This window comes from Nocardia wallacei (assembly GCF_029869545.1).
In the GTDB taxonomy this organism is placed as follows: Bacteria; Actinomycetota; Actinomycetes; order Mycobacteriales; family Mycobacteriaceae; genus Nocardia; species Nocardia wallacei_A.
The window spans coordinates 1-12,755 of the sequence record NZ_JARWQD010000129.1 but is presented as its reverse complement, the minus strand read 5'-3'; the positions used below and the strand labels follow the sequence as shown (position 1 = coordinate 12,755).

Sequence of the window (12,755 nt, the reverse complement as noted above, 5' to 3'; positions counted from 1 at the left end):
GGCAGGCAGATCATGGCGTGTGATCGAAGACAGACGATCGGACCAGGGTCTCTCCGGTGAGCTGGTCGCCGAACTAGGCGTCGTGTCGGTGTCGGTGGACATATTTCTCCTTCACCAGGCCGGTGGGCCGGTCCCGGGGGGTCGAACATGTTCTCCAGGCATCGAAAGCAGCTGCCCGACCACGTTGTCGCGCAGCACCCGGAAGTGAGTGCGAGATTAATAGTAAAGACTAAGCAAAGCCTGAGGAAAGGATATTTAGCCTTGGACACTTCCGCATGCCGAGGTGACCACGCTCACAACAACTCTCGCCGTACTCCCGCAACTTTTACATTCCCGCACTACAACCCGGTTCCCAGCCGGAAACAAACCGGTTACCACGCAACAACGCCCCGGGAGCTCACCCGAGGCATTGCCCGACCTGCCGACCCCCGGCCGTCGCCCGCGACCGGGAGTCCCCCTAGACCGGCAGCGCCGTGCCTCGCGTTGCGGCATCGTCGATCTCGCCGATGCCCGAGGTGGTGATCTCGACCACACGCGCGGTGGCGATGTCGAAGAAGAGTCCGGACAGCACCACGCCGCGCTCCTCGATGCCGCGCCGCACCACCGGATGCCGCGACAGCACCTCGAGCTGCACCGCGACGTTGACCATGCCGAGCTGATCCACCTCGCCGAAGCCCGCGGCCGCCGCCGCGACCCCTACGGGATGCCCGGCCCGGTACCGCTCGAGCGCGGGGCGGCCGTGTGCCAGCCAGGAATCCAGGCCGGAGCCGGACACCCGCTCGTGGAACAGCGCGTCCATCGCCCCGCAGCCGGAGTGCCCGCAGACCACGACCGACCGGACGTCCAGTTTGTCCAGCGCGTAGACCAGCGCCGCCTCCACCGAGGTGTCACGACCATCGGCGGGAATCAGGTTGCCGATGTTGCGGACGGTGAACAGGTCGCCCGGGCCGCTGCTGGTGATGACGTTCGGCACGATGCGGGAGTCGGCACAGGTGAGAAACAGCGAATCCGGATTCTGACCGTCGCACAGCTCGTCCAGGTGCGGCCGCACGACGTGGGCGGGCCCGCGATGGTAGGCCGCGACCCCGGCCGCGATCGGATCGGTGCGGGCCGTGCGCCGCCACGGGCCCAGCGCCTCGTTCAGGATCCGGCGGGTATGCCCGCGGGTGGGCGGCCCGGAGGCCAGGTCCGCGATGCGGGCGGCGCCCATCTCCACGAATTCGACACGCCCACCACCGATTTCGTGATTACGCGCCCACTCGTGGAGCGCGTCGGACGCGGCGTGATCGACGAAGTCGACCGCCATCTCCACGGTCACCACGGAACCGGCCGGAATCGCCGCCAGCTCACCGGTCAGCCGCGGCACCGCCATGAATGTCAGGGTGCCGTCGATGGTGACCAGCCACCGTGCGCCGAGCGGCTGTGCCGCGATGGATACCTTCGCCACCCGCCACAGCAGCAGCGCGAGCGCCAGCGCCAGGCCGACGAGCATGCCCAGCAGCAGGTTGGCGAACACCACCACCAGCACCGTCGTCGCGTACACGATCAGGTCGCCGGTGCGCCGCGCCAGCCGGATGTGCGCGAGTTTCACCAGCCCGATGCCGATCACGATGAGCAGCCCGGCCAGCGCCGCCTTCGGTATCTGCCGCACCACGTCCACCAGCGCGACCGCGAAGATCAGCACCCACAGCCCGCTCAGCATCGTCGAGGCCTTGGTGCGCGCGCCGGCCTTGACGTTGGTGATGCTGCGGACGATGACCGCGGCGATGGGCAGCCCGCCCAGCAGGCCGGAGGTCATATTCGCCGCGCCCTGGCCGATCAGCTCGCGATCCAGGTCGGTGCGGCGGCGGCCCGGGCGCATCCGATCCACCGCCACCGCCGACAGCAGCGTCTCCACGCTGGCGATCAGCGCGACGGTGAACATGGTGAGCGCGACCGTCCCCCATCCGCCGTGCGGCACCCGCGGCAGCGCGATGTCGTCGAACAGCGAGCCGGACAGAGTGATTCGCTCCACGGTCGTGGGCACCACCATGGCCAGCAGCGTCGCCACCACCACCGCGGCCAGCGGCGCCGGAACGGCCCGCACGGGCCTGGGCAGGTACCGCCAGCCCAGCAGGATCGCGATCACCACGACGCCGACCAGCGCGTCCCCGCCGCGCACCGACCCCAGCTGGTGCGGTAGCTGGACGATGCTCTGCCACGACGAGCTCAGCGACTGCCCGCCCAGCAGCACGTGCAGTTGCTGCAGCGCGATGACCACGCCGATGCCCGCGAGCATGCCGTGCACGACGACCGGCGCGATGGCGAGGGCACCGCGTGCCAGCCGGGTGAGACCGAACAGGACCTGCAGCAGTCCCGCCCCGACGGTGATGAAACATGTTGCGCCCCAGCCGAATTGCTGGATGCTCTGCGCGACCACCACCGTGAGGCTCGCGGTCGGCCCGCTGACCTGCAGCGAGGAACCCCCCAGAGCCCCGGCGACCAGACCGCCCACCACGGCGGCCAGCAATCCGGCGGCGACGGGTGCCCCGGTGGCGACCGCCACGCCGATGGACAAAGGTAAAGCGACGAGAAAGACCACCACGGAGGCGGGTAGATCGTGCCGGAGGATGCCGGGAAGCGCGCCGGAAAGACCGGAGAGCGACGTCCGTCGGGCCGGATCGGTGTCGGTTGACATATTTCTCCTTCGCCGACCCGGGCCACCGGGTCGGTTCATCGGTCAAACATGTACTGGCATCGAAAAGCTGGCGGGCGAAGCCATGTGGAGCCGAGACACTGTGCAGCTGTGAGACTTCCGAGCTGACGACCCCCTGACACAGGGTCTGTCCAATAGTAAAGACTCGGCAAAGGAGATGGAAAGCGTTTGCAGTAAGAATCCGCCTTCCGCTACCAAATCGTGATCTCTCTCATCTGGAAGCAATGGGCGGCACGCGGCGTCAGAGGCGGTGCTCGCCGACCTCCGTACTCAGGCTCGTGCCGTTGAGTTCCAGGTCCAGCAGGCGCTCGTGCCGAGACAGCGTGACGACGTTGCGGCGTCGCACCGCGGCGACGGCGGAGTCGACGAATGCGCGGTCGAAGCCGTACAGCGCGATCGCCTCGGCACGATGAATTCGCTTGCCCGCCCACTGTCCCAGCACCTTGGCGGGGTCGCGGTGGGTGGCCAGCACCCGCGTCACCATGAACTCGGCCGTCTCCGACGGATGCCGCGCCACCCGCAGCTCCAGCTCCCGGTAGACCTCGCGATCGACGTCGGACAGGTGCACGGCGAAGGTGTGGACGGTTGCGCTGAGGGCCATGGGACGAGCAGCCCAGCGCAGCCCGATCGGCCGCTATCGCACTGCGGGCGCGGCCGATTCGCGGGTGGGCCAGTCGATGTCGGGGACCACGTCGGCCAGTTCGCGGGCGCCGGTGGCGACCGCGGTGGCGGCGGGCATGTCGAGGCGCAGTTCCAGATCGGGATCCGGCGCGGGGCCGTCGCGGTGGGTGATCCCGGCGTCGTCGACGACGACATGGAAGACGGTCTCGCCGATCGTCACGGTGACGGTTCCGGTGGCGAGGTGGCGGGCGATGGCGCGGCCCAGCGGCAGCGCGAACCAGTGGGCGCGGACGGCGTCGGTGGCGCGGCGCTCGCCGAGCAGCGGAGTTCCCCACGCGGACAACGCATCCAGGACCGGACGCAGCGCGGCGCCCGCCGGGGTGAGTTCATAGGCCGCGGTCGTCCCGCGCGGTCCGGCGCGGTGCCGGGTCAGGACGCCGTCGCGTTCCAGATCCTTGAGCCGGGCCGCGAGCACATCGGTGCTGATGCCGGGCAGGTCGGCGAACAGGTCGCTGTAACGGCGTGGGCCGGAACACAATTCGCGGATCACGAGCAGGCTCCAGCGGTCGCCGACGACGTCGAGGGCCCGGCTGGCGGCGCAGTAGTGGTCGTAGCTTCGGCGTGGCACGTTCCCACTGTATCGTTCGACTTGGAAAATCCAAGTGCATACTTGGAACTTCCAAGTAGAGTAGGTGTTCGTCGCACCGAGGAGAGGACGTTCATGCAGGTCAAGCAGTCTAGCAAGCTGTCGGGAGTGTCCTACGAGATTCGCGGTCCGGTGGCCGAGCACGCGGCACGGCTGGAGGCCGAGGGCCATCACGTGGTGAAGCTCAACACCGGTAATCCGCTGCTGTTCGGTTTCGAGGCGCCCCCGGAGATCCTGCAGGACATCGTCCGCACCCTGCCGGCGTCGAGCGGCTACTGCACGTCCAAGGGGTTGCTCCCGGCCCGGCGCGCGGTCGTGCAGTACTACGAGACCCTCGGGATGAGCGATGTCGATATCGAGCACGTGTTCATCGGCAACGGCGTCTCCGAACTGATCATGATGGCGATGACGGCCCTGCTGGAGAACGGCGACGAAGTGCTCGTTCCCGCACCGGATTTCCCGCTGTGGACCGCCTCCACCACGCTCAACGGCGGCCGCCCGGTGCACTACATGTGCGACGAGTCCGCCGACTGGTTCCCGGATATCGCCGACATCGAGGCGAAGGTCACCGACCGCACCCGCGCGATCGTGATCATCAACCCGAACAACCCCACCGGCGCGGTCTATCCGCCGGAGGTACTGCGGCAGATCCTCGAGGTCGCGCGCCGCCACAACCTCGTCGTGTTCTCCGACGAGATCTACGACAAGATCCGCTACGACGACCAGGAGCACGTCGCCACCGCCACGCTCGCGCCCGATCTGCTGTGCCTGACCTTCTCCGGACTCTCGAAGTCCTACCGCTGCGCCGGATTCCGGTCCGGCTGGATGGTCGTCTCCGGCCCGACGCAGCACGCGGAAAGCTACCTGGAGGGCATGACCATGCTGGCGGGGCTGCGCCTGTGCGCGAACGTTCCCGCGCAGCAGGCGATTCAGGCCGCGCTCGGTGGCCATCAGAGCATCCGCGACCTGACCCTGCCGGGTGGTCGTCTGCGCGAGCAGAGCGATCGCGCCTGGGAGGCGCTCAACGCGATCCCGGGTGTGTCCTGCGTGCGGCCGCGGGGCGCGCTCTACGCCTTCCCCCGCATCGATCTCGACATGTACCCGATCCACGACGACGAGCAGTTCGTCCTGGACCTGCTGTTGCAGGAGAAGCTGCACATCGTGCAGGGCACCGGATTCAGCTGGCCCCGCCCCGACCACTTCCGCATCGTCACCCTCCCCCACGCCGACGAGCTCGAGGCCATCATCGAACGCATCGGGCGCTTCCTGGCCACCTATCGCCAGTGACGAGCGGGCCGACGCATGCCTACCAGGTGCGGCCGAGGGGGACGGTGGCGTAGCTGGGAGCGGCCGGGTCCAGCTGAATGTGCTGGGGTTTCAGGCCGGTCTCGAGCAGCATCGGCAGGGCGGGAACACCTTTCGGGAAGTTGGCGGCATAGACGTCGATGCGGAGCCGGTGCCCGGGCTGCAGCACCGCCTCGGTGGGGTTGAGACCGATGTCGAGGGCGACGGGCTGCCCGGGCGTGACCGGTCGGCGAGTGTCCAGGCCGAGCCGGTAGTGCGGGGCGACGACGTCGCCGTCGGCGGAGTATTCCGTTGCGCCGCCGTCGATTTCGCGCATCGACGCGACGAGCTGCCCGGTGGTGAGCATGGTGGAGCGGCCGTCGGGGGCGACGTCGTTGACCGTGGCGGTCCAGTAGCCGTCGGTCGCGTCGTGAACGGTGTTGAGGTGCAGGTTGATCGGACCCGACAGCAGCGTCGGCTCGGCCACCGGGGTGCTGGTGAAGGTGAGGCCGTTCATCTCCTGCGGCCGGGCATCGGTGGTGCAGCCCACCACGATCGACGTGATGCCCATGGAGGTCTCCGCGATATCGCGGGAACACAGGCTCATCAATCCGGGCGCCACGGTGAGCCGGGCATCGTCCGCGGGCGGCGCGAAGGCCAGGCTGCCGTCGTGGACACTGCTGCCGGTGGTGCCGCTGGGCGCGGCGGACAGGTAGACCCGCTCATGGGCGACCCCGGGATTCGGGAAGGCCCCGGCGACGTGCCAGCCACCGCCCTGCTGCTGGCTGACGACCGGCCCGTAGTCGTCGATGCCGTTGTCGATCCCCTTGAGCCACTTGTCGAACCACGCGCGCTGCAGCACATCCAGCCGCGGCGGCGCCCCGGCCCGCCCGAACCCGGCGCCCGGGTTGAGGTGGTAGGTATCCCCCATCAGCAGCTTCTTCTGTGCCGGGGGAAGCCGTAGGCCGTTGTACTCGCGCGGTTCCGACATGTTCCAGACGTCGTGCCAGCCGCCGACGACGAAGGTCGGCACCCGGATCGCCCCGAGGTCGTTGGACCAGTCCCGCCGGAAGGCGCTGCCGGGATTCGAATGCCTGGCGCACATGCGGCGGCAACTGGTCCAGCGAGGGCGTGGTGAGCAGCGCCAGCGCGTAGTCCTCGAAGGACATCGGGCTGGCCAGTCGATCGGTGAGCCACTTCGTGTCGAACCGGCCCTGCAGGATGGACTGCAGGTCGGGGACGAACTTGGCCAGATTCACGATCATCGGGAGCCCGGGAACCACGGGACCGAGGCCGCCGCCCTGCGCCGCGTACCCGCGCATCAGGTCGGTGCCGCCCTCGATGGGGAAGATCGCCTTCAGCGCGGGCGGATTCGCCTCGGCGGCGTGGAACTGGTTGATGCCGGAATAGGAGACCCCGTTCATGCCGACGGTGCCGTCGTTCCACGGCTGGCGGCTCACCCAGTCGATCACCTCGCCATTGTCCTGCCGTTCGCGCGCGCCGAACACCTGCCAAATCCCTTGGGAGAAGCCGGTTCCCCGCACATCGACCACGACCTGGGTGTAACCGCTCTGCACGAGCCTGCGGTCCACGCCGAGCGTGCGGGCGCCGCCGCCGGACAGCGCCTGGGTGATATCGGTGACGCCCTCCAGGGCCGTGCCGTCGGCGGCGAGGCTCCCCAGCCAGTTCGTCAACGGCTCCGACAGCCCCGGAATCGATTGCAGCGTATCGAGAATCGTCCACATCAGCTTCGTGTACGGCGTCATGTTCAGGATCGACGGCATCGGCTCCTCGACGACGCGGCCGCCGGCGTCCATCGGCCGATACACGTTGGCCTTCAACACCGTTCCGTCGCTCATGGTGACCGGCACGTCCCAGTCGACGTGCACGCCCGGGTAGCGGGGCGGCGCGTCGTGCGTGGCGGTCCACCGCGCGCCCCGATCGCCGCCGTCGACGGGCAGCGCCGACGCGGTGGGTCCGGTCGCGACGGCCGAGACCACCAGCGCGGCGGTCGCGGCCAGCAGCGAGACACAGCGGGAAATCGTCATGCCGGATACGGTAACGCTAAATAAACATTCGTGTCTATAGATTCGGAAAGGAGTCCCAGACAATCCATCCGAGCCGCATGATGTGCCCGCGCAGCTCGCGCACCGCGACCAGGTCCTCGGCCACGATCCGGGCGGTCGCCAGCGAGATCACCGCTCCGACGAAGGCCTCGCATGCCGTCCGCTGCCCGTCGGTGGTGGCCCCGAGCCGGTCCGCGATGGCCGCCGCCACCATGCGGTGCATCGCGAAGCGCCGCTGCAGCAGCTCCGGGCCCGCCGCGTAGGAATCGACCAGGAAGATCCGGGCCAGCGCGGGCTCCTCCGACAGCGTCTCCAGGTAGGCCCCGAGCGCCTGTTCGACCTGCGCCATCGGCTCCGCCTGCGGGCCCTGCGCCGACAGCGCCGCCCCGATCCGCCGCGCCACCTCCTCGGCGAGGGTGTCGTAGGCCGCGACGAAACAGGCCTCCTTATTGGTGAAATGCTCGTAGAACGTCAGCCGCGACACCCGCGCCCGCTTCAGCACATCGGCGACCGTCGTTGCGGCATAACCCTTCTCGGCCACCACCTCCGCCATGGCGAGCAGCAACCGGCCGCGCTGGGAGGCGGCGACCTCCGCGCGAGACAGTGCGTGCACACCGCGCGGCAGCGGCGTGGGCGTACTGGGCGATCCCCGGTGAGTCACGCCCCGATCGTAGGCCGGAGGTGGCGCAAGTGAGCCCTGCGCGGGCACGGGCGACCGGGTGGGTCGTAGGCTGTCGGGGCTCGGCGCGCAGGGACCGGGCACGGCGCGCGCCCGTAACACGCAGGCAGTCCGCAGCCGACACTCCAGCAATCTCCCCTGCGAATAATGCGGTGCGGCGGTCCGGTTACACAGCACGTTCGGGAGGCGAGATGGCACAGGGCACGGCAAGGCCGCGCGGCCGCGCGCTGCCGGTGCGGTCCCGGCGCGAGTTTCTCGCCCTGGCGGGTGCGGCCGGTCTCGCCCTGCCCGGGCTCGCCGCGGGACCCGCCCGAGGCCACACCTCCCCGGCCGAGGCGACCGAGATGTCGATCGGGCAGCTGCGCGGCGCACTCGACGGCGGCGCGTTCACCTCCCGGGACCTGCTGGGCTACCACCTCGAGCGCATCGATGCCTACGACCGGCACGGGCCCGGGATCAACTCGATCATCACCGTCGCCCCCGCCGCGCGCGATACCGCCGCCGCCCTGGACTCCGAGCGCGCCCGCACCGGTGCGCGCGGGCCGCTGCACGGCATTCCGATCATCCTCAAGGACAACATCAACACCTCGGACCTCCCGACGACGGCGGGCAGCACGATGTTCCGCGACTACGTTCCCGACCGCGACGCCACGGTCACCCGCCTGCTGCGCGAGGCGGGCGCGATCGTGGCCGCCAAGGCGAATATGCACGAGTGGGCGATGGGCGCGACCACCCTCAGCTCGCTGGGCGGGCAGACCCGCAACCCCTACGACATCACGCGCACCCCGGGCGGCTCCAGCGGCGGGACGGCCGCGGCGGTGGCCGCCGGATTCGTCGCGGCGGGGCTGGGCACCGATACGCTGGGGTCCATTCGCATTCCGGCCGCGCGCAACAACTGCGTCGGCCTGCGGCCCACGGCCGGGCTGGTCAGCCGGGCGGGGATCATCCCCCTGTCGACGACGCAGGACACCGCCGGGCCGATCACCCGCACCGTCGCCGACGCGGCACAGATTCTCGACGTCATCGCCGCGCCCGATCCCGCCGATCCCAGCACGCTGGGCATCGAGCGGCCCTCGTCCGCCTATGTGTCGCAGCTGGACCCGGATGCGCTGTCGGGCAGGCGCATCGGCATCGTCGACCACTTCTTCGGCGATCCGGCCGATCCCGCCCGCGCGGCCACCAACGCCGTCATCGACCGCGCGATCGAGGATATGGGCGCGCTGGGTGCGCAGTTCGTCCACGTCGGCGATCCGGGCGCGGCGGCGTCGCTGGCCGCCGAGCTGACCGAATACGAATTCCGCCAGGCGATCGACCGCTACCTGGCCGACTCCGGCACGCCGCCGCCCGCCCACAACCTGTGGGAGATCATCGCGTCCAACACCGCCGTGCCCGACGTGCAGGCGGTGCTCATCACCTATCTGCCGTTCACCACCGAGTCCCCGATGTTCTACGCCGCCTCGGCGGCGCGGGCGGCGATGATCGACTACATGGTGAGCGTGCTCGCGGACAACGACCTCGACGCCCTGCTCTACCCCACCACCCAGACCCCGGCACCGCCGCTGTCCACCGGCGCGCAGGCCCAGCAGACGATGGACATGCTGGCCGAGGGCCGCAGCCCGGTCACCGGCCTGCCCGCCATCACGGTCCCGGCGGGATTCACCGGCGAGGAGCTGCCGGTCGGCGTCGAACTGCTGGGCCGCCCGTTCGACGACGGCACCCTCATCGCGATGGCCTACGCCTACGAGCAGGCCACTCGGCACCGCAGGCCGCCGCCCCTGGGCTGAGGCGGGCTACCGGCGCAGCGAACGGATCAGCAGCGAGATCGCCTCGAGCATGTCGGCGCGCCGCCGCTCCCGCTCGGCGTCCGGGGCGACCGCGACCCACCGCGACGCGTCCACGAGCGCGCCGTTGAGCAGGACCGCGAGGCTGTGCGCGGGCATCTCCGCGGCGATCGCACCGGCGTCCTGCCCCCGGACGATCAGTGCCGCGATCGATTCCACGCATTGCGTGTTGGCCGCGTCGACCGTGCGGCCGAGCACCGCCGGGGCGTCCTGGAACAGGATGCGCTGCACATCGGGGCGCAGGGTCAGCTCGAGGTCGGCGCGGGCGCGCAGTTCCAGGGCCGTGACCGGGTCGCGCTCGCGCGCCGAGATCGCGTTGAGCTGCGCGTCGAGTTCGGCGTCCACATCGGCGACCACCGCGGCGAGCAGCCCGCTCTTACCGCCGAAATGGTGGTACAGGGCGCCCCGGGTGAGCCCCGCGGCGGCGGTGAGGTCGTCCATGGACGTGTCCGCGTAGCCGTATTCGCCGAAGTAGCGCCTGGCCGACGCGAGCAGTTTCGCCCTCGTCTCCTCGAGCATGTCGGCACGCGTACGGCTACCCATCGAACCTCACCCCCGGCACGCTATTTGACATACGCGACGTATGTCAAATAGCGTGCCCGTTCACATACGCCGCGTATGTGAAGCGGGGGGTCGAGGAAGGAAGTTCGATGATCGACGCGTACCGCAGGCTGTTCGGATCACCGGGGGCCATACCCCTGACCACCGCCGGGCTGCTGGCGCGAATGCCGTTGTCCATGGTGGGAATCGGGCTCATCACGATGGTGGCCCAGCACGGCGACGGCTTCGGACTCGCGGGCGCGCTCGCCGCGACCTACGCGGTCTCGACCGCCGCCGCCGCGCCCCAGGTGTCGCGGCTGGTCGACCGGCTGGGACAGCGCCGGGTGATCCCGGCCGCCGCGGCGGTCAGCGTCGCGGCGCTGGGCGCCCTGCTGCTCACCTCGGCCCGGTCGGGCCCGGCCGGGCTGCTGTTCGTCTTCGCGATCGGCGCGGGTGCGGCGCCGAGCGCCCCGGCGCTGGTGCGGGCGAGATGGACCGAGCTGCACCGCGATTCGCCGCTGCTGCATACGGCCTTCTCCTGGGAGACGGTGCTCGACGAGGTGTGTTTCATTGTGGGACCGCCGATCTCGATCGGGTTGAGCGTCGCGCTGTTCCCGGAGGCCGGACCGCTCGTCGCGGGCGTCCTGCTGCTCGCGGGCACCATATGGCTTGCCGCGCAACGTCGTACCGAGCCGCCGTCGGGGGCGGTCGAGCGGCGGTCGCCGACCGGTGTGCTGCGGCACCGCGTGGTGTGGGTGCTGGCGCTGGTGATGGTCGCGATGGGAACCATCGCCGGGACCATCGATGTGGCGAGCGTCGCCTTCGCGCAGCGGCAGGGTGAGCCCGCGGCGGCCAGCGTGGTGCTCTCGCTCTACGCGCTGGGCTCGTGCGTCTCCGGGTTCGTCTTCGGCAGCAGGACACCGGCCCGATCGGTCGAGCGGCTGCTGGCCCTGGCCATGCTGGCCACCGCGGCGATGACGCTACCGCTGCTGCTGGTGAACTCGATCGCGGCGCTGGCCGCGGCGATGCTGCTCAGCGGGGTGTTCTTCGCCCCGGCCATGATCCTGTCCGGGCAGGTCGTGGAGTCGCACGTCCCGCCGCGCGCACTGACCGAGGCCCTGACCTGGTCGACGGCCGGGCTCGGGCTGGGCATCGCGATCGGTCCCGCGGTCGCCGGTCCGATCATCGACGCCTTCGGGGCCCGGGCGGCCTTCGGCGTGACGGTCGCGGCCGGTGCCGCCGTGGCGATCCTCGCCGTGGTGATACACCGGACGCTGCGCGCCCCGGCACGCGCGGAATCGCGTCCGGGTCACAACCCCATTCCGGCGGCCAGGACGGGCCAGGACTGCTTGAACGCGTCCTGCCAGTAGCCCCAGGAGTGTGTGCCGTTCGCCGTGTAGTCGAAGGTCGCGGGAATGCCCAACTCCCCCAGCCGATTCTGGAGATTGCGGGTGCAGGCGTTCACCCCGGCCTCGATGAGACCGCCGAGCAGGATCTGGTTCGCCAGGGTGTCGGGGGTGCGGGTGGTGCCGTAGGTCAGGAAGGGGCTGTCGAGGGTGTCGTGCGGCCCGGGCAGGCCGTTGCCCGCCGAGACGAAAAGATTCAGCCCGCGCAGCCGGGCCGCGTGCACGTAGGGATCGTTGGCCGCCCACAGCGGGCTGTGGTCGGGGCCCCACATGTTGACCGGGTCGCCGTGACCCCAGAACTCGACCATGGTCTTCACCACGCGCTGCCCGACCGGGTCGCTGGTCTGGGCGCATCCGCTGTAGGAGGCCACGCTGCGGTACAGCCCCGGCTTACCCATCGCCAGCGCCAGCACCGAATCGCCCGCCATCGACAGGCCCGCGATCGCGTTGCGCCCGTTACCGCCGAGGGCGGCGTCGATCAGCGGCGGGAGCTCCGCGGTGAGGAAGGTGGTCCACTTGTTGCGGCCGAGGACGGGATCGTCGGCGAGCCAGTCGGTGTACATGCTCCAGGCGCCGCCGATCGGCTGCACGATATTGGCGTTCTTGTCCTCCAGGAACCGCAGCACGTCGGTCATGGTGTTCCAGGTATTGAGATCCTCACCGCCGCCGGATCCGTTGAGCAGGTAGAGAACCGGGCGCGGCACCGACGCGTCGGCGGGGCGCTGCACGTCGACGCGGATCTCCTTGTTCATCGCGGCCGAATACACCGACAGCGTCAGGTGGCGGTCGTCGTGGATGGTGTAGCTCGCGATCCGCGAACCGTCCGCGGTGGTGGGGGATTGCGGTAACTGCCCGGAGGAGATGATCGGGTCGGGCCGGGGGGCCCCCCCCGCCCCCCCCCCCCCCCCCGGGGGGAGCGCCGAGGGCCCGAGCCGGCCCCCCCCCCGCGCGGCCGCCCCCCCCCCCCCACCCCCCGG

The 12,755-nt window shown here is 70.2% G+C and carries 10 protein-coding genes and 1 pseudogene; 3 read left to right on the top strand and 8 right to left on the bottom strand.

Annotation, left to right across the window (positions count from 1 at the left end; genetic code table 11):
* Positions 1–457: 457 nt before the first annotated feature.
* From QH290_RS10515 to QH290_RS10505, 3 genes are all read right to left on the bottom strand, one after another.
* Complete coding sequence (locus QH290_RS10515) at positions 458–2,677, bottom strand: SulP family inorganic anion transporter (protein ID WP_280382706.1); 2,220 nt, start codon at positions 2,675–2,677, stop codon at positions 458–460.
* A gap of 259 nt (positions 2,678–2,936) precedes the next feature.
* Positions 2,937–3,296 carry a YaeQ family protein gene (locus QH290_RS10510; protein ID WP_280382705.1) on the bottom strand — a complete coding sequence of 120 codons (360 nt, stop codon included), beginning with the start codon at positions 3,294–3,296 and terminating at the stop codon, positions 2,937–2,939.
* A 33-nt stretch (positions 3,297–3,329) separates the two neighbouring features.
* The gene (locus QH290_RS10505) at positions 3,330–3,944 is read right to left on the bottom strand and encodes a winged helix-turn-helix transcriptional regulator (protein ID WP_280263925.1); all 615 of its coding nucleotides are present in this window, start codon (positions 3,942–3,944) and stop codon (positions 3,330–3,332) included.
* A gap of 93 nt (positions 3,945–4,037) precedes the next feature.
* Here QH290_RS10505 and QH290_RS10500 point away from each other — a divergent pair, with 93 nt between their 5' ends.
* Complete coding sequence (locus QH290_RS10500) at positions 4,038–5,249, top strand: pyridoxal phosphate-dependent aminotransferase (RefSeq protein ID WP_280263927.1); 1,212 nt, start codon at positions 4,038–4,040, stop codon at positions 5,247–5,249.
* A 19-nt stretch (positions 5,250–5,268) separates the two neighbouring features.
* Here the strand turns inward: QH290_RS10500 and QH290_RS37895 are convergent, their stop codons facing one another.
* The 3 genes and pseudogenes from QH290_RS37895 to QH290_RS10490 all read right to left on the bottom strand — a co-directional run bounded on the left by QH290_RS37895 (position 5,269) and on the right by QH290_RS10490 (position 7,973).
* Positions 5,269–6,351 carry a CocE/NonD family hydrolase gene (locus QH290_RS37895; protein WP_342213723.1) on the bottom strand — a complete coding sequence of 361 codons (1,083 nt, stop codon included), beginning with the start codon at positions 6,349–6,351 and terminating at the stop codon, positions 5,269–5,271.
* Positions 6,352–6,598: 247 nt separating this feature from the next.
* Positions 6,599–7,063: pseudogene (locus tag QH290_RS37890) on the bottom strand (CocE/NonD family hydrolase); the annotation flags it as partial.
* A gap of 265 nt (positions 7,064–7,328) precedes the next feature.
* Positions 7,329–7,973, bottom strand: a complete 645-nt coding sequence (locus tag QH290_RS10490; RefSeq protein ID WP_280263931.1) for a TetR/AcrR family transcriptional regulator — start codon at positions 7,971–7,973, stop codon at positions 7,329–7,331.
* A 209-nt stretch (positions 7,974–8,182) separates the two neighbouring features.
* Here QH290_RS10490 and QH290_RS10485 point away from each other — a divergent pair, with 209 nt between their 5' ends.
* Entirely contained in the window at positions 8,183–9,775 is a 1,593-nt protein-coding gene (locus tag QH290_RS10485) for an amidase (protein ID WP_280382704.1), read from the top strand.
* Positions 9,776–9,781: 6 nt separating this feature from the next.
* Here QH290_RS10485 and QH290_RS10480 read toward each other — a convergent pair whose 3' ends face one another.
* Entirely contained in the window at positions 9,782–10,375 is a 594-nt protein-coding gene (locus tag QH290_RS10480; RefSeq protein ID WP_280263935.1) for a TetR/AcrR family transcriptional regulator, read from the bottom strand.
* A 107-nt stretch (positions 10,376–10,482) separates the two neighbouring features.
* On the opposite strand from QH290_RS10480, the gene QH290_RS10475 reads away from it, so the two are divergent.
* Positions 10,483–11,742, top strand: a complete 1,260-nt coding sequence (locus QH290_RS10475; RefSeq protein ID WP_280382703.1) for an MFS transporter — start codon at positions 10,483–10,485, stop codon at positions 11,740–11,742.
* Here the strand turns inward: QH290_RS10475 and QH290_RS10470 are convergent.
* On the bottom strand, positions 11,682–12,644 hold the full coding sequence (locus tag QH290_RS10470) for an alpha/beta hydrolase (protein ID WP_280382707.1): 963 nt from the start codon (positions 12,642–12,644) through the stop codon (positions 11,682–11,684). The two genes, QH290_RS10475 and QH290_RS10470, sit on opposite strands and share 61 nt — an antisense overlap.
* Positions 12,645–12,755 lie beyond the last annotated feature (111 nt).